The 18,577-nt window shown below is 43.9% G+C and carries 13 protein-coding genes; 5 read left to right on the plus strand and 8 right to left on the minus strand.

Annotation, left to right across the window (positions count from 1 at the left end; all coding sequences use genetic code 11):
- Window positions 1-8 precede the first annotated feature (8 nt).
- The 4 genes from G509_RS0104865 to G509_RS0104885 form a co-directional block, all read right to left on the minus strand.
- The gene (locus tag G509_RS0104865; protein ID WP_026990497.1) at window positions 9-3,089 is read right to left on the minus strand and encodes an efflux RND transporter permease subunit; all 3,081 of its coding nucleotides are present in this window, start codon (window positions 3,087-3,089) and stop codon (window positions 9-11) included.
- A gap of 2 nt (window positions 3,090-3,091) precedes the next feature.
- Window positions 3,092-4,162, minus strand: a complete 1,071-nt coding sequence (locus tag G509_RS0104870) for an efflux RND transporter periplasmic adaptor subunit (RefSeq protein ID WP_026990498.1) — start codon at window positions 4,160-4,162, stop codon at window positions 3,092-3,094.
- A gap of 672 nt (window positions 4,163-4,834) precedes the next feature.
- Window positions 4,835-5,038 (minus strand): hypothetical protein, encoded by a 204-nt coding sequence (locus tag G509_RS23290; RefSeq protein WP_035754789.1) that lies wholly within the window; start codon window positions 5,036-5,038, stop codon window positions 4,835-4,837.
- A 79-nt stretch (window positions 5,039-5,117) separates the two neighbouring features.
- Window positions 5,118-5,966 carry a helix-turn-helix domain-containing protein gene (locus G509_RS0104885; RefSeq protein ID WP_026990500.1) on the minus strand — a complete coding sequence of 283 codons (849 nt, stop codon included), beginning with the start codon at window positions 5,964-5,966 and terminating at the stop codon, window positions 5,118-5,120.
- A gap of 121 nt (window positions 5,967-6,087) precedes the next feature.
- Here G509_RS0104885 and G509_RS21460 point away from each other — a divergent pair, with 121 nt between their 5' ends.
- The 3 genes from G509_RS21460 (at window position 6,088) to G509_RS0104900 (ending at window position 9,878) form a co-directional block, all read left to right on the plus strand.
- Entirely contained in the window at window positions 6,088-6,909 is an 822-nt protein-coding gene (locus G509_RS21460) for a helix-turn-helix domain-containing protein (protein ID WP_051199944.1), read from the plus strand.
- A gap of 71 nt (window positions 6,910-6,980) precedes the next feature.
- Window positions 6,981-7,553 (plus strand): NAD(P)H-dependent oxidoreductase, encoded by a 573-nt coding sequence (locus tag G509_RS0104895; protein ID WP_026990501.1) that lies wholly within the window; start codon window positions 6,981-6,983, stop codon window positions 7,551-7,553.
- 81 nt (window positions 7,554-7,634) lie between these two features.
- Window positions 7,635-9,878: a TonB-dependent receptor gene (locus G509_RS0104900; protein ID WP_081663239.1), complete on the plus strand. Its 2,244-nt coding sequence runs from the start codon at window positions 7,635-7,637 to the stop codon at window positions 9,876-9,878.
- A 229-nt stretch (window positions 9,879-10,107) separates the two neighbouring features.
- Here G509_RS0104900 and G509_RS0104905 read toward each other — a convergent pair whose 3' ends face one another.
- Window positions 10,108-12,501, minus strand: coding sequence for a TonB-dependent receptor (locus G509_RS0104905; protein WP_035738492.1), 2,394 nt, complete (start codon window positions 12,499-12,501; stop codon window positions 10,108-10,110).
- 230 nt (window positions 12,502-12,731) lie between these two features.
- Here G509_RS0104905 and G509_RS0104910 point away from each other — a divergent pair, with 230 nt between their 5' ends.
- Both G509_RS0104910 and G509_RS0104915 read left to right on the plus strand, forming a co-directional pair.
- Window positions 12,732-14,081 carry a sensor histidine kinase gene (locus tag G509_RS0104910; protein ID WP_026990504.1) on the plus strand — a complete coding sequence of 450 codons (1,350 nt, stop codon included), beginning with the start codon at window positions 12,732-12,734 and terminating at the stop codon, window positions 14,079-14,081.
- Window positions 14,078-14,770: a response regulator transcription factor gene (locus G509_RS0104915; protein WP_026990505.1), complete on the plus strand. Its 693-nt coding sequence runs from the start codon at window positions 14,078-14,080 to the stop codon at window positions 14,768-14,770. The genes G509_RS0104910 and G509_RS0104915 overlap by 4 nt, the downstream gene beginning before the upstream one ends.
- Here G509_RS0104915 and G509_RS0104920 read toward each other — a convergent pair whose 3' ends face one another.
- The 3 genes from G509_RS0104920 to metE form a co-directional block, all read right to left on the minus strand.
- Complete coding sequence (locus G509_RS0104920; protein WP_026990506.1) at window positions 14,771-15,157, minus strand: acyl-CoA thioesterase; 387 nt, start codon at window positions 15,155-15,157, stop codon at window positions 14,771-14,773.
- 10 nt (window positions 15,158-15,167) lie between these two features.
- Window positions 15,168-16,172, minus strand: coding sequence for a beta-ketoacyl-ACP synthase III (locus tag G509_RS0104925; protein WP_026990507.1), 1,005 nt, complete (start codon window positions 16,170-16,172; stop codon window positions 15,168-15,170).
- 84 nt (window positions 16,173-16,256) lie between these two features.
- A complete protein-coding gene (gene metE, locus G509_RS0104930; protein WP_026990508.1) occupies window positions 16,257-18,566 on the minus strand; it encodes a 5-methyltetrahydropteroyltriglutamate--homocysteine S-methyltransferase in 2,310 nt (769 codons plus the stop codon).
- Window positions 18,567-18,577: the final 11 nt, after the last annotated feature.

Raw genomic sequence — 18,577 nt, forward strand, 5'->3', positions numbered from 1 at the left:
GTATACAATTATAGGTCTTTGATGTTATCAAACTCCGGGCGGTGCTTTTTAGGGCGCGACCACATAAAATAAATAGACGGTATTACAAACAGCGTTAGCACCAGCGAAAATATGGTACCCCCCACAATTACAACCCCCATGCCTATACGGCTGGTAGAGGCGGCACCTAACGACATGGCAATGGGCAATGCACCAAGGGCAATGGCAAGGCTCGTCATTAATATAGGGCGAAGACGACTTTCCGAAGCTTCCATAATGGCTTCGTACTTTTCTTTGCCTTCTTCGCGCAGCTGGTTGGCAAATTCTACTATTAAGATACCGTTTTTGGTAACGAGGCCAATAAGCATAATGGTGCCTATCTGGCTAAAGATGTTCCATGTTTGCCCAAACAGCCACAGCGACAGTAATGCCCCCGCAACTGCCATAGGTACGGTTAATATGATGATGAACGGATCTATAAAACTCTCAAACTGGCCTGCCAATATTAAGTAGATAAGCAGCAATGCCAACCCAAAAGCAAACAATGTGTTAGAGCTGCTCTCTACAAAGTCGCGCGACTCGCCACCCAGATCGGTTGTAAACGTATCATCCAGCACTTTGGTTTTGGCGCGTTCCATAGCTTCTATACCATCGCTAATGCTCATTCCCGGTGCAAGGCCTGCCGATACCGTGGCCGACATGTACCTGTTGTTGTGGTACAATTGCGGCGGGCTGCTTTGCTCCTCAACACTTACAAGGTTATCTAACTGTATAAGCTGCCCGGTGTTGCTTTTTACGTATAACGATGTTAGGTCTAACGGTTTGGAACGATCGGGTTTATCAAACTGGCCCATAACCTGGTACTGCTTGCCGTTCATCATAAAATAACCAAAACGCTGTCCGCTTAACGACAATTGCAACGTTTGTGCAACATCTAATAAAGACACCCCAAGGCTCTCTGCCTTTTCGCGGTTAATGGTTACGTTAATTTCGGGTTTGTTGAATTTAAGGTTAACATCGGTCATGGCAAACGTAGGGTCTTTGCCTACCTCATCCATAAATTCCGGAATTTTTTCGCGCAGCTTTTCAAAGTTGGGCGCCTGTATAATGTATTGTATCGGGAAACCTCCCCTGCGGTTTACAGCAATAGTAGGCTGCTCTGATACCGATACCCTTGCCTCGGCATACCGCTTAGACCATTTGGTAAGGTTGGCCGCAATTTCTTTTTGAGAACGCTTTCTTTCATCCGACTGCACCAGCGCTATCCTGATACGGCCGCTGTTTACTGATGCCGACCCAAAGCCCGGCGACGTTATAACAAGGCTTACTTTTTTCTCAGGTATAGAATCATTTATCAACTGTTCCATTTCGATCATAAAACGGTCCATATAATCATACGATGCACCTTCAGGCCCGGTAATGTTAACCCCTATAAAGCTCCTGTCGTCGTACGGGGCCGTTTCTTTTTGCAATGTTGTATAGAATAATACAATAAGCCCTATACAAAGCACCAGGATTGGGAAGCTTAGCCACTTACGTTTCATAAACGTGGTAAGCATGCCGGCGTAGCCCGAGTTTAGTTTCTGGAAATACGGCTCGGTAAGATCGTAAAACTTTGATTTTTTATGAACGTCTCCTTTAATAAGATATGCATTAAGCATGGGCGTAAGCGTAAGCGATACAAATGCCGAGACCAGTACCGCCGAGGCTATTACCACCCCAAACTCCCTAAAGAGCCTGCCCACAAAACCTTCTAAAAAGATAACCGGCAAAAATACCGCTGCAAGCGTTATAGAGATGGATATTACAGCAAAAAATATTTCGTTACTGCCCTTAAGGGCGGCTTCTATGGGGGTCATGCCCTCTTCTACTTTTTTAAATATGTTTTCGGTTACCACGATACCATCATCTACCACAAGCCCCGTTGCCAGTACAATAGCCAACAGTGTTAGTACATTGATTGAGAAACCGCACGCATACATTATAAAAAAGGTAAAAATAAGCGACACGGGTATATCCAGCAACGGCCTTAAAGCTATGGCCCAGTCTCTAAAGAAAAGGTAGATAATAAGCGTTACCAATAAGATGGAGATGCCCAGTGTTTCTACCACCTCTAACACTGATTTTTTAATAAATACCGTATTGTCTATGGCAATGTTAAGCTTTAAATCGGCGGGGAGCTCTTTTTTCATCTGGTCGTACTGCTTATAAAAAGCATCCGAAATTTCGATGTAATTGGTACCCGGCTGCGGAATAATGGCAAGGCCCACAAGCTGCTGGCCGTTGTTGCTCATTTTAGTCTCCAGGTTTTCCGGGCCTAATTCGGCACGGCCAACATCGCTAAGGCGCACAATTTTTTCGCCCTCTGATTTTACTATAATATTGTTGAATTGCTCTGCCGTAGAAAGGTTACCCATAGTTTTAACCGTAAGCTCTGTATTGGCACCCGTAAGTTTACCGGTAGGCAGCTCTACATTCTGGGCATCGAGCGCATCGCGCACATCGCTAACCGTTACGCCGTAAGACGCCAGCTTAACCGGGTCTACCCAAAGGCGCATGGCATATCTTTTCTGGCCCCATATCTGTACGCTACTAACGCCCGGTATGGTTTGCAGGCGTTCGGCAATTACATTTTCGGCATAATCGCTAAGCTCTAACGGGTTGCGCTGTGCGCTTTGTACCGTCATGGTAATAATAGGCTCAGAGTCGGCATCGGCCTTGCTCACCACCGGTGGGGCATCTATATCCTGCGGTAGGCTGCTTGTGGCCTGAGATACCTTATCGCGCACATCGTTAGCGGCTTCTTCAAGGTTTTTTTCGAGTTCAAACTCAATGGTAATATTGCTCGACCCCTGGTTGCTGGACGATGTTATGTTACGTATACCATCGATCTGGTTAATGGCTTTTTCTAACGGCTCTGTAATTTGCGACTCAATAATATCAGAGTTCGCACCGGCATAGTTGGTACGTACTGATATTTGCGCCGGGTCGATAGACGGGAATTCCCTAACCCCCAAAAAGGTATAGCCAATAAACCCAAACAGGATAATGGCCACATTCATTACTATGGTAAGTACCGGCCGTTTTATGCTTAATGTAGAAAGGCTCATAATTATTTTACGGGTGTTACAGATACCTTAACGTCGGCATCGTTCTTAAGGGTAAGCACTCCGGTAGTAAGCACGGTGTCGCCGGCTTTAAGGCCTTCCAGCACCACAATATCTTTATCGGTACGGGTACCGGTGGTAACCATAACCTCCTGCGCCTTGCCTTTTCTGGATACAAACACCTTTTTACCGTTTTGTACCGGTACAATAGCCTCTGTAGGCACTACAAAAGCATCAAGGGTTTTATCTAACGGCAGGTCTACATTGGCAAAAGTGCCGGGCAATAATTTGCCATTGGCATTATCTGCAATGGCACGTATGCGCAGGGTTCGGGTAGCTACCTCAACAGCAGGCTCTAAGGCATAAATGGTAGCGTTATATTTTTCATTCGTGCCGGCAACGGTAAAGGTAATTTTAGAGCTGACTTTTATTTGCGAGGCGTACTTTTCCGGAACCGAGAACGTAATTTTTACCTTGCTGCTGTTTACCAGCGTAGTAATAAGCGTTTGCGGTGTTACATACGTACCCGGCGATATATTGCGTAAGCCTATGGTGCCAGAGAAAGGCGCCCTTATAGAGGTCTTGGCAATTTGTGCATTTAGCAACTGGGTTTGTGCCTGTGCGGTTTTAAAGTCGGCGCTGGCAATATCGTACTCTTCCTGGCTAATGGCCTCTTTTTGCAACAGCAGTTTTGCCCTGCGCTCATTTTCGGATGCCAGGTTTTGTGCCGTTTTGGTTTGCCCGGCCTGGGCACGCAATTCGATATCGTTTATTTTAAGCAGTACCTGCCCTTTGCTTACCGTGGTGCCTTCCTGAAAATAAATCGATTGCGCAATACCCGAAACCTCGCTGGTAATTTGTACCTGCTCGTTAGCCTCTATAGACCCCGATAGCGATAAAATGTTTGAGAATTCCTGCGGATTAACCACAATGCCGTTTACAGCCATGGGTGGTTTTTTACCGCCCCCACCGCCCGATTGTTCGGCTTTTTGCTTTTTATTTTCGGATATCCTGTAGTAAACGAGCGCACCAATGCCCACAATTAATAGTGTGTAAACTATGTATTTAACCTTCATGTGTAGTAGTAAGTGTAATAGAAAGCAAAGCTAAATCAATTACTTTTGTACCTATAACGATTTAACAAACCATTGTGGAGTATTTTTCTTACAGATTAATTAGCGAATGACGAATTGAATTCGTCATTCGCTAATTAAAATTTGAATTATAAAAAAATATAAAATACCCATTATTGGGTATTTTTTGGTGTACAAACTATTTATAAGTTTACACTGTTCTGATTAACCCCCATAAACAGTTCGAAAAAAAATTTAGTTGTGTGTTTTATATTTTTGTACGGCCCCCTTTCTCCATACTGAGGGGGCCTTACTTTTTTATATAAGCCATAAAAAAAACCGGAAACAGTGTTTCCGGCTTAATTTATAACTAACTCAATTTAGTATACGCGCACTACTTGCATAGTAGGTATACTACACTTTCTATTATTAGTAAAAGTAGCTTTGCCATACTATTGATTATTAGCAGGAGTACTGTTGATTTTTTTCCATGACAATAGTAAAGGGAATACGCTGCCTATTACAAGGGGTACATATATTTTGTAATGAAAAAAGTACTGTACAATAAACCCTATTACAAATGCCATTAGCATAATTATAGCAAAAAGGAGTATAAATTTTAGGTAAGGTTTCATAAAAATAGGAGGTTTTATAGTTAGCGATGCAATATAATTACTATTTGGCAGAACCGGTAATAAGCATTTTGATGCCCGCCAAAGCTACAAGGCCAAAAAAAGCAGTGCAGGCTATACCTACCCATTTTACCAGTTCAGGATTTTCTGTAGCAGGGTTATGTGCCTTTACCGTAAATAAGTAAACGCCTAACATTACAAAAAGTAATGAAGTTCCGATTCCGAATAAGCCTTTTGATGTTTTCATGATGTTTCGATTTGGTTAATCTGTACAACAAATATAGAGAGGATATAAATGTAAAAATTGTAAAATTGGGACACACCGATTAATCTTCAAAACGCCAGTAAATATCGCGGTTGTCTAACTGCGTAAGTTTAGACAACAACTCTTTAGGCGACTGTTTTGTAAATGCCTTAAAGTGTTTTATATAATGGGCCTGGTCGTAATACAGGCTGTACAGGGCAACATCGGTAAGGGTGGCATCTTCGCCGGCATGCTGCGAGTAGTTTAAGGCATTCCTGAACATTACCAGCTTTTTGTATTCTTCTACAGATGTGCATAAATGCTTTTTAAAAAGCCTGAGCAGCGTTTTACGGTTTACCCCGGTATGATCTGACAATTCTTCTACCCTAACAGACCCGTTGCTGTTCAGTATCTCCTGAACGGCTTTTTTAATTACAGGCTCGTCAAACCCGCAATAAGCACTCTTAAAAAAAGCATCAAGGTAACTGCCTTTTAAGGTAATGTTAGTTTCGGCAAAAGCAGCATTTGCAGCCGTTTGCAAGCCGGGTTCAAAGTAGGTAAATTCGGCAAAAGCCGGAGTAAAAACATCGCTAACAGGCTTACTCATAAAATGGTTAATGCCAACGGGATTAAACACCACACCTATTTTATTAAAACGTCCGGTAAGGCTTACATCAAAGCTTTGGTTGGTATTAACCGAATATAAAGCTATATATTTTTCGGCTTCAGCCGGGGTTACTATACTGCTGGTATCGCTAAAGCGAACATCCGAATCTTTGTAGATGGTAAGCCCGTGCTTGTAGTTAGGATAAAAGGTAAACCTGCTGTTAAAACCGGGATCATCAGATGTGTGAAAATAATAGCACTCAATGTACTTTGCTACCAGCTCGTCCTGCGGTTTAATAGTTATAAAATTCCCCTTTGTTTTCAATGCTTTAAGGCGGTTAGGCTTGCGGTAAAAATAGCAATTACAGGCGTATCTTAAAAATAAATAGCCCTACCAATGTTATATTTAGTAAATTTGAGAAACACGCCCTTAATATTTAAAAATTTTGGATAAAAACACGCATAAATCAGACTATTATGGCAACCGTTTTGCCGTGCCAGACGATTGGGCCACCGTTTTTACCCACTTTTATTACGGCGTAAACTCAGGTAATACTGACATTAATAAAATTTTACTGCCCGATTTTAAACCCCTTATGGTTTTTAACTTCGGCAAGCCCCTTAAAGTAAACGGCGATAGCGAGCATGTTGTAGACGATGTTACCGTTACCGCCCCGCTTAAAAAAGTACTGCAATACAGCATGGCACCGAGCAGCTCTATACTGGTTGCCAGTTTTAAAGACGATGCTTTTTACAGGTTTTTCGGCACCGCCATGCCTGCCGGATTTTTATTTACCCACCCCGATAAGCTTATTGGCAGCCACTGCTTTTCGGTACTGCATGAGCAACTCCTGCTACTGCCGGAACCCGAGGCCAAAATCAATTACCTGCTTAATTACGCCAAAGCCTACATTGCCGATAGCCACAGCATGATAACCGATACCACAGATACAGACTATTTTAACCCCATAAAGGTTATTGCCCAAAAAAGTGGTTTGTCTGAAAGGAGCATACAGCTGCATTACAAAAAGCAATTGGGGTATAGTGCTAAAGAAATTGGCCGGTTTTCGCGTTTTCAAAAAGTGCTTGATAGCATAGCGCTGCCACTGCCAAAAGGCGAAAAAATTAACTGGTTCGATTTTATCGAGGCTTTTGGCTACTACGACCAAAGCCACCTTATTGCCGATTTTAAATACTACATTGGCCTATCTCCCCTAAACTACATAAAGCTGCAACAGGAGTTTTGCAGGTCTGAGGTTCAGGGGTAGTTTCGTTTTCTTCCAATTTTAGCACAGCCTCTTAAAGTACGTTTGTAGTATAATTTTAAACTACAAACGTTATGAACCATTTAGTTATTTATGCCCACCCCAACCCGGCAAGTATTAACCATACCCTTAAAGAAACCGTTGTTGCCGCTCTGACACAAGCCGGACACAGCGTTGTGGTGCGCGACCTGAACACCCTGAATTTTAACCCCGTATTATCTTTACAAGACCTGGAAGGCCAGCGTGCCGGCACCGTTGCACCCGATGTTGCCGCAGAACAGCAGCACATACAATGGGCCGGCTGCATTACGTTTATCTACCCTATATGGTGGACTGGCCTGCCCGCCATTTTAAAAGGCTATATAGATAGGGTGTTTTCTTATGGCTTTGCATACAAATACGATAAGGGCGTACAAATGGGATTATTGAAGGGCAAAAAAGCCATTATAATTAACACCCACGGTAAATCGCAACAAGAATATGAGGCCCTGGGTATGGATAAGGCGCTAAGCTTAACGTCGGATACCGGCATTTACACCTATTGCGGATTTGATATCATCAGTCACTTATTTTTTGATGGCGCAGACCGCGCTACGCCTGAGAAAATTGCAAAATGGCAGCAACAAATTATTCAGGTATTAAAATAATTTTTTAAAGTTTACATAAAATATTATTTTAGGTTAATCTAAATTTATAGTTTTGCAATTATAAAAAAGTAAATTAACCTAATGAAAATATATCTTTACATTCTGTTGTTTGTTAGTTCGTTTGGGTTTGCCCAGACAGGGAGTATTAGCGGTAAAATTACCGGTGGCCGCGATGCCATACCATCTGTTAATGTTATTCTCTCTCCGCTTGGTACCACCACCGTTGCCGATGCCGATGGTAACTATTCCTTTAAAAATATACCTAACGGCAGTTACGAAATTATTTTTAGTGCCATTGGCGTTAAAACAACCCGTAAAAAAGTAACGGTAAACAGCGCAACTCCGGTAACACTTAACATTGCTTTACAGGAAGACAGCCAGGCGTTAGATGAAGTAGTTATTACCGGTACCATGAAAGAGGTAAGCCGGTCTGAAAGTTCGATACCGGTAGAGATTATCACTCCAAAATTGTTTAAAAAAAATCCAACCCCAAGCTTATTTGAGGCCGTGGGCATGATAAACGGCGTTCAGCCTCAACTTAACTGCAATGTATGCAACACGGGCGACATCCATATAAATGGTATGGAAGGCCCGTACACCATGATATTGATAGACGGTATGCCTATTGTTAGTTCGCTGTCTACCGTATATGGCCTTAGCGGCATACCCAACAGTATTGTAGAGCGTATAGAGGTGGTTAAAGGCCCGGCATCATCGTTGTACGGGTCGGAGGCTATGGGGGGCATCATTAACGTAATTACCAAAACGCCGTACAAAGCTCCCGTTGTTAGTGCCGACTATTTTTTAACCAGCTGGGGCGAGCAAAGCCTGGATGCCGCGGTTAAGCTAAAGGCCGGCAAGGCAACATCGTTACTGGGGGTTAACTATTTTAATTACAATGTAAAGGCCGATAAAAACAACGACAACTTTACCGATGTTACCCAGCAAAACCGTATCTCTATCTTTAATAAATGGAGCTTTGACCGTAAAGACAACCGCATTTTTAGCCTTGCAGGACGCTATGTGTACGAAGACCGTTGGGGCGGAGAACTTAACTGGACCAAGCAATGGCGCGGCAGCGACAGCATTTATGGCGAGAGCATCTATACCCGCCGTGCCGAACTGATAGGCTTGTACCAACTGCCTACAACCGAGAGGATTTTTACCCAATTCTCCTACAACTGGCACGACCAGAACTCCTATTATGGCGATACCCCATATATGGCTACCCAGCAGGTGGGCTTTATACAAACCTATTGGGATAAGCAGTTTGGCGACAACCATACTTTTTTACTGGGTGCGGCAATGCGCTACACCGTTTATGATGATAACACCCCTGCAACCGCCAACCCCGACCTGAGTAACGAACCTCAGGTTACCCCCCTGCCGGGATTGTTTATTCAGGATGAGTGGGCCATTAACAGTAAACACAAGGTATTGGGCGGCTACCGTTTTGATTATGATAAAAACCACGGCGGTGTGCATTCGCCACGGGTGGCCTATAAGTTTAGCCCCAATATGCACAACACCTTCAGGGCCAGTTTTGGTACGGGCTTTAGGGTGGTTAACCTGTTTACCGAAGACCACGCCGCCCTTACCGGTGCCCGCGATGTTATTATTGCCGAGGCCCTGAACCCGGAGCGCACCTACAACGGTAACCTTAATTATGTGCTTAAAGTGCCTACCCAATATTTTGTTTTGGGTATGGATGTTACGGGCTTTTACTCTTACTTTACCAATAAAATTGTGGGCGATTTTGATACCGACCCTACCAAGATTATCTACGATAACCTTAACGGCCATGCCATATCGCAGGGGGTATCTGTAAATACCGATTTGCAGTTTAACTTTCCGCTAAAGCTAATGGCAGGTATATCATATATGGATGTCTTTCAGAAGGAAGAACGTGCAGGTGGTGGCGTAGATAAGATACAGCAATTGCATGCCCCTAAGTGGAGCGGTAACTTTATTGGCACCTATACCTTTAATAAAAATTATAGTGTAGATGTTACCGGCAACTGGTACGGCCCCATGCGCCTGCCCATTTTGCCTAACGATTACAGGCCCGAATATTCGCCGTGGTTTTGTGTTGCCAACATTCAGTTTACCAAAAAGTTTGATTACGGTCTGGAAATTTACGGCGGCATGAAAAACGTGTTCGACTTTGTGCCTAAATATGCGCTTATGCGTCCGTTTGACCCGTTCAATAAAACAGCAGATGACCCTGTTGCCAACCCTAATGGCTACACATTTGATACTACCTACAACTACGCATCGTTACAAGGCAGGCGTATGTTTTTAGGGGTACGTTATAACTTTTTTTAAAATTTAGAGTTAAGCTTTGCCACGAACCTGCCTGCCGGTAGGCAGCTTACATTACTTTTTTTTTGCCACGAATTACACAAATTCCACCAATTTTTAATTAATGCTTCACATGGTGTAGGTAAATTAATTCCATCAATTTTATTTTAAGGATTAGTAAAATTTGCCACGAATTACACGAATCTCACTAATTAAAAATTGGTGGAATTTGTGTAATTCGTGGCTAAATTAACTACAAGCGCCCTTTCTCTTCGCTGTCCTGCCTTGCAGTCTTGCCCTCCAGTTTCTGGTTGCCAAAACGGTACCTAAACTGTAACCTAAAGGTTTGGGTGTCGGCATAATTATCGGTATAGCTATACTGGTTGGCATAGCGGGTAGTAATGGTTTGGCGCTGCCCTTTATAAATATCAGAAAATATAACGGCCAGTTCGGCTTTGCCTTCCCAAAAAATCTTTTTAAGGCTCATGCTAAGGCTGGAAATTTGCCCGTAGTTATTTGTACCCTGCACCGATGCCGACTGGTAGAAAAAATTAGCCTCTGCCAGCCAGTCTTTTTTCCTGCTCAGGTTAAAGCGGTTGTTTAGGCTGGTACTGGCATTCCACTTTTTGTTGGTGTAAAACCCGCCGTCCGGCCCCTGAAAAGTATTCTCAAGGTAGCTAACATCGGCCTGCCAGCCCTGCTGCCACCAGGCAAAAACATCTATGTTGGTATTAAAGCTAAGCCCCAGCGCCCTGTTATCTTTAATATTGGTAAACTGTGTTACTAATGTACTGGTGGCATAATCCTGGTAAGTAATTTCCATAGATGGTTTTTTCTCGTAGTTGTAGTACACATCAAAATTATATTTCTCTTTTAAAGTGTACAGCAAACTGAAATTATGCGATATAGCCGGCTGTAAACGTGGGTCGCCCGTACTATAAGCATACGGATTGGCATACAGCCTGAAAGGGTTTAACGCCGAATATTGCGGACGGATAATGCGCTTGCCGTACGACAGCCCTATCTGGTTATTATCATTAGCCTTATACATGGCATACAGGGTTGGAAACACCTTAAAATAGTTTTGCTTATTAACCTCGGCCGTTGTAACCGAATTGCCTTTAAGGTGGGTATACTCTCCCCTAAGCCCCGCCTGTAGGCTCCATTTACCAAACTCTTTATTAAGGCTGGTATAGCCCGCAAAAACCGACTCATCATACAAAAAGCGGTTATCCATAGCCATGTCCGACTGCGAATCGTTTAAATAACTAAACTGGTTTTTGGCATTAACCAGTCCGTAGCGCAGGCCGGCTTCTATGGTATATCCTTCTTTCTCGCCGTTAAAATCGGCCTGGGCAGAAAAAAGGCTAATGCGCCTTGTATCGCCACTAATAATGTTATTGATACGGTACGGATCTAAGCCCGGTAATGAAAAAGCCGCCAATACCCCCTGGTCCTGGTTAAAGTAGTGGCGTGTAAAATCCGACGAAAAGGTTAGCTTGTTCTTATCGGTAAACTTGTGCTCAAAAGAGCCGTTAATGGTATTATTTTTTTGAGGATAATCACGGTGGTTGTGGGTAGTATAGATAGAATCCAGCTGCCCGCCTGCGCCATATATAGACGTATTGCCATCAAAATGGGCGGTACTTTTAAGGCTGAAAAATCCGTTTACACCCACATTAACGGTGTTTAGTGTATCCAGCTGGTATTCTGCCGTAAGGTTGTAACTGTTTTGCGATGTGGCCCTGTAATTGGCCTCTTCCCTGCTCTTCCAGATAGATTGCGTGTTGCCCGCCGCATCAGAATACCGCACCTCGGTATCGCTCTCGTTGTAGTAATGCCCGGAGCCAAACATATAGCCCCCGTAAACCGAAAACTTGTTGTTTTTATAGTAATGGTTGGTAGAGACCACACCTTTAGGATACATGGTTTGCACGTAAGCCCCCGATAGCGATGCCTTGTAGCCCTTAGACCCGTTCTTTTTCATTTTTATGTTGAGCACCGCACTGCCCTGCGCCTCATATTTGGCAGGCGGCGTGGTTATAACCTCCACCGATTTTATGTCTTCGCCGTTGGTGTTTTCCAGCAGGTTTTTAAGCTCTGTTCCTGTAAGGTACACCTTCTTATCGTTAATGGTAACCAGGATGCCGCTGCTTCCCCTTATCGATAGTCCGTTCATACCAACGGTAACACCGGGGGTCTTTTTAAGTATTTCCCACGCATTGTCAGATGATAGTATGGAATTCTCCACGTCAAATTCCAACCGGTCAATTTTACGGCGCACCACCGGGCGTTTAGAGTTAATAACCACATCGTTAAGTTCTTTTGCGGTTTCGTTCAGTATAACATCGGACACTTCGGTAGCACCTTCAATAGCAATGGGCTTTTTATAATCGGCAAAACCCAAAGCGCTTATCTTTAAAATGTAGTTGCCGGGTGTAATACCGGTTATCGCAAAGCGGCCGGCCTCGGTGGTTAACGTAGCTTTATATACTGCGGAATCCTGCACCTGCAGTAATACCACATCGGCAAAAGCCACCGGGTTTTTAGCAGCGTCTTTTACGTTGCCCGAAACGCCCGGGCTTTGTGCCATAGCCCTGAGGCTAAAGAGCAGTAACAAAATGATTTTGATTGATGATGAACCCATGATGATTGTTTTGATTGATTGTTGCAAATCTCTGCAAATACATTGGGTTGCACGGTTAATGCTGGGTTAATAACAGGTTAATAGGCAGGGCAAAATAAGGCGGTAAACCATTTTGCGCCAATCAAATTAACCGTGTTACACTTTTGTGAGTTAACGATGGGTTAACGCATTATTTTTTAAAGGGCATGTGCCATAATACAGTAGCTTTGTATATTGTTTTTGCCTGTATAATGAAACGTAAAATTGCCCTTTTAATTACCGGATGCATTATAACCGTAGCAGCACTTGCCTGCATACAGGGCTATTTTATATTTAACACCTACAAGCTGTACGCTAAAGAGGCCGATGGCGCCATACGGCAACAGCTCCTAAAGCTGGAAACCACCGGAAAATTCGACACTATAAATGCGGTGTGGATGGAAAACACCTCCCGGTTTATGGACGAATACCACCGCGGGCAAAGCACCAAAGAGCAATATAAAACGAACATTGCTAAAATAAGCGATTCGCTATCTAAGGTTATGTCGCGGTTTATAATCAAGGAGCGTTTTTTTGAAGGTTACAATGTTAGCTACAGCAATTATATAGATAATGTTATACTTTTTAGAGATTGCCAGAAGGAGGGCGATACCCTGTTTTCTGAAAAAATACTGCTGTATGGCAACAATACCGAAAATGCCGAAGAGCTGGATGCATCGCAGTCTAACTGGCATGGCAGTATTCCGCAGGCCAGTCCCGATGATGTAAGCCTGGATTTTGAAGTTATTACCAAACGCTCCTATAGTATTGCCAACTGGCAAACAGAGGTAGCTGCAAAAATGGTTGGCCTGCTTATTTTTACAGGTGCTTTACTGGCTTTTGTGGTGGTGCTGTTTTATTTTTCGATTAAAAACCTTATTACCCAAAAGAAAACCGCCGATATAAAGACCGACTTTGTAAACAACATTACCCACGAGTTCCAAACGCCTATAGCCGCTATGGATATTGCCGTTAAAACTCTGCAACGCAAAGAGCAGGAGCTAACGCCAGATCAGTTTAACAACACCCTTTCTATTATAAGCAGGCAAAACCAGCGCATGCAAAAGCTGTTTAGCCAGGTTACACAGGCATCGGTTGCAACCGATGTTATACCTACCTCTCATGCAGAGGCTTTAAACTGCAACGACATTAAGCAGATAGTGCACGATTTTATGCTCTCTGGCCCCAACGTAACCATCCATTGCCCTAATGGTAATGCCACTATTTATATAGACCGTTTTCATCTTGCTACCCTGCTAATTAACCTTCTGGATAATGCCGTTAAATATGGCGGCAGCAACATTACAATAGCTCTGGAGGATGTTGATGGTAATGCGGTACTCTCTGTAACCGATGATGGCATGGGCATTCCTCAAAAAGAAAAAACGGTTATATTTGATAAGTTTTACCGCGTGCAAAAGGGCAACATTCACAACACTAAAGGCCTGGGGTTAGGCCTGCACTATGTGCGCCAGATTACCGAAGCCTACAAAGGCAGCGTTGCCGTTACCGGCGATGAAGGCCACGGAAGCACCTTTACACTATCTATACCGTTAGCATGAAACACATTCTTTTAGCCGAAGACGATTTTGATTATGCCAGTATTTTAAAACAATACCTGGAGATATCCGGCTTTAGGGTTACATGGGCTAAAGATGGTGCCGAAGCCCTGGCTGTTTTTGCTGCTACCCAGCCCGATATTTGTGTTTTTGATGTGATGATGCCCAAAATGGATGGCTTTACGCTGGCTGAGAATATCATTACCGATTATCCTGAAACGCCTATTGTGTTTTTAACCGCAAAAGGATTAAAAGAAGATAAAATTAAGGGGCTTAAGCTTGGCGCTGATGATTATGTGGTTAAGCCCTTTGAGGCCGACGAGCTGATATTGCGCATTAATAACATACTTAGGCGTACGCAACGATCAGCGCCGGTAAGCGCTAACAATAAACAGCAAATTACTATTGGTGGGTATACCTTTAATACGGCAAACTACACCCTTAGCTTTAATAATATTGTACACCGCCTTACCGAAAAAGAGGTACACCTTATAAGCTACCTGAACAACAACCGCAACCGCCTGCTTAAACGCGAAGACATATTGACGGAAATTTGGGGCAGCGATGATTTTTTCTCGGGCCGCAGTATGGATGTTTTTATTAGCCGTTTGCGTAAGTATTTTAACGAAGACCCCGGTATTACCATTACTGGATACCGGGGCCTTGGATTAGAATTTAATGTAGCGCAGTAACTATCTGTTAATAGATATTGGCTCTTTATTTTCGTTTATGGCCACAAAGGTAAAGTTACCCGTTATGGCTTTTTCCCTCTTTAGGGAATACATATCTTCTACAAAAATCTCTACGTGCACCTGCATACTGGTGTTGCCAATATGGCCTACTTTACCAATAAACTCGGCAAAAGTACCGGCAGGTATCGGCTTTTTAAAGTCGATACGGTCGCTGCTAACCGTAACCACACGCTGGCGGCTAAAACGGGTAGCGGTAATAAAGGCAACCTCATCCATTAAATGCATGGCAGCGCCCCCAAAAAGTGTATCGTAATGATTGGTAGTATTAGGAAAAACCGCCTTAAAAATGTGGGTTTCGGCGGCTAATATTTTTTCTTCTAAAGTCATTTATTATTGTTTAGTTATTTCTTACATCGCCCCAAACCATATAGGTAGCACCCCAGGTAAACCCGGCGCCAAAGGCAGTAAGAAGTATTTTATCGCCCGGCTTAAAGTCGTTCTTAAAATCCCACAGGCAAAGCGGCAGTGTGCCGGCCGTGGTATTGCCGTAGCGTTCTATATTTACTTTAATTTTTTCTTTGGGTATATCCAGCCTCTCGCCTACTGCATCTATAATACGCAGGTTGGCCTGGTGCGGTATAACCCAGTCGATATCCTGTGCGGTAAGGTTGTTTTTTTCTAACACCTGTTTGCAGGCATTGCTCATACCTTTAATAGCATTTTTAAAAACGGTGCGCCCATCCTGTTGTACAAAATGTTTTTTACCGGCAACTGTTTCTGCCGTAGCAGGAAATTCAGATCCTCCGGCCGGTACAGATAGTATGCTTCCGCCAAGGCCATCGGTCATAAAAATATTATTTTGTATGCCTGTAGCAGTATCCTGGGTAGGCTCTAAAAGCACCACCCCGGCGCCATCGCCAAAAAGTATACAGGTGTTACGGTCTTCGTAATTTACAATGCTGCTCATTTTATCGGCACCAATTACAAGCACTTTTTTATACCTGCCGCTTTCTATAAACATACCCCCGGTTGAAAGGGCATATAAAAAGCCGCTGCAGGCGGCATTAAGGTCTAAACCAAAAGCGTTAAGCAGGCCTGCTTTGTGGCAAACCAGCGCGGCTGTTGGGGCTAATATATAATCGGGGGTAGAGGTAGCTAAGATAAGGCAATCTATTTCCTCCGGTTGGATATTGTAGTTTTCGAGAAGGTTTTTAATGGCTAAAACCGCCATATCGCTTGTTGCCATGCGCGGATCTGACGCAATTCGTCTTTCTTTAATACCCGTTCGCGCAATTATCCATTCGTTAGAAGTCTCCACCATTTTTTCCAGAGCGGCGTTATCTAAAACAGTATCAGGCACATATCCGCCCACGGCAGTAATTACTGCATTTGTTAGTGTCATGTTCTTGGTCTTGTATTCAAAACGATAAAGATAATAATTCTGCCTGCATATAGCCTAATCTATACAGGCAGAATTAACAAAATATCAGGAAATGGCTAATTGTTTCGCCCTTAAATCTTTAGCCGCGGCTACCATTTGTGTAAGCGCTTCCTTAGTTTCGGGCCAGTGGCGGGTCTTAAGCCCACAGTCCGGGTTAACCCAAAGCTGCTCCTGCGGTATAACCAATGCTGCCTTATCCATAAGGGCAACCATCTCATTTTTAGATGGTACGCGTGGCGAATGAATATCATATACGCCGGGACCTATCTGGTTAGGGTATTTAAAATCGGCAAAAGCATCCAGCAATTCCATCTGAGAGCGAGAGCATTCTATCGTAATTACATCGGCATCCATATTGGCAATATCCTGAATAATATCGTTAAATTCAGAGTAGCACATGTGCGTATGTATCTGCGTTGCATCGCTAACCGATGATGCCGATATCCTGAAGGCTTTAACCGCCCAGTCCAGGTATTCGCGCCACTGGTTTTTGCGCAACGGAAGCCCCTCGCGTATGGCCGGCTCATCGATCTGGATTACCCGGATGCCCGCAGTTTCCAGGTCGGAAACCTCATCGCGAATGGCCAGTGCAATCTCGGTACAGGTAGTGCTGCGGGGCTGGTCGTTGCGTACAAAAGACCATTGCAGTATGGTAACTGGGCCCGTAAGCATACCTTTTACTATTTTATTGGTAAGCGATTGCGCGTAAGCCGACCATTGAACCGTCATGCCCTTAGGCCTCGAAACGTTGCCATAAATAACCGGTGGCTTAACGCAGCGGCTGCCATAGCTTTGTACCCAGCCATTTTTGGTAAAGGCAAAGCCTTGCAGCTGTTCGCCAAAATATTCTACCATGTCATTACGTTCAAACTCGCCGTGCACCAACACATCCATGCCAATAGACTCCTGGAAACGGATGGTTTCTTCGGTTTCTTTTTTAACCAGTTCTTCGTAATGACTTTGCGTAATGCTGCCTTTTTTAAGCTGTGCCCTCCAGCTGCGCACCTCTGCCGTTTGCGGAAACGACCCAATAGTTGTGGTGGGGTACAATGGCAATTGCAGCGCAAGTGCCTGTATATTTTTACGGATGCTGTACGGGCTGTTGCGTTTGGCATCATCTTCTGTAATGGCAGCCACCCTGTTTTTAACGGCAGTGTTGTGTATTAGGGCCGATGTTTTACGCGCAGCATTTGCCGTAATATTTTCTTTAAGGCTGTTGGCAGCATTGGTAATATTATCGCTATTGGCCAGTTGTTTAAGCACAACAACCTCGTTTATTTTTTGTCTGGCAAATGCCATCCATTGCTTGATTTCGGCACTTAATGTAGCCTCGTTGGTTTCAAGGCCGAGGTCGCATGGCGAATGCAGCAGCGAGCACGATGGCGATATGATAATTCGGCTTTTGCCGATTTTCCTGGCCACGCGGTCTATAATTTTAAGCGATGCCGTAAAATCGTTCTTCCAGATGTTACGCCCGTCTACCACACCAAGCGAAAGGCTTAGCCCTTCGGGCACAATAGCCAGTACATCGTCTAACTGCTCTGGGCAGCGCACCAAATCTAAATGCAGGGCGCATACCGGTAACGAAACCGCTAACTGCGTGTTATCGCGTAAGCCCTCAAAATACGTGGCCAGCAAAACCTTTAGGTTAGGGAAAGCATTTTTTATCTCGTTATATACATGCGTAAACGCCGCTTTATCTTTATCGGTAAGGTCTAACGCCAGGAAAGGCTCATCAAACTGAATCCATTGTGCGCCGTTTGCAACCAGTTCTGTAATAATTTCGAGGTATACCGGCAGTAGCTTGTTTATAAGGTCGATCCTCTCAAAACCGGCTTCTTTTTCTTTACCCAACAGCAGGTACGATACCGGGCCAATAATAACCGGCTTGGTAATAATGCCGTTTGCTTTGGCCTCTAAAAACTCGTTGGTTATTTTTTTTGAGAAGAAGGTAAACTCCTGGTCTTTATAAAACTCAGGCACTATATAATGGTAGTTGGTGTCGAACCACTTGGTCATTTCCATAGCGGTAACGTCGAGCCCGTTTTGCTGATAGCCGCGCGCCATGGCAAAATACAGGTCGGTAAGGCTATCTGTACCCAGTGCATTATACCTTTTAGGTATGGCCCCAAGGGTTAAGGAAAGGTCTAATACCTGGTCGTACAGCGAAAAATCGTTAGACGGAATAAGGTCGATTCCCGCCTCTTTTTGCAGGTTTAGGTTTTGCAGCCTTAGCTGTTGGGCTGTGTGCAGTAGCTCTTGTTGGGTGGTGTTGCCTGCCCAGTAGTTTTCGCAGGCTTTTTTGAGCTCTCTGTTGCTACCAATACGCGGGTAGCCAAGATTGTTTGTGAACATTTTTTTTTGCT

Source organism: Flavobacterium subsaxonicum WB 4.1-42 = DSM 21790, assembly GCF_000422725.1.
GTDB lineage: Bacteria > Bacteroidota > Bacteroidia > Flavobacteriales > Flavobacteriaceae > Flavobacterium > Flavobacterium subsaxonicum.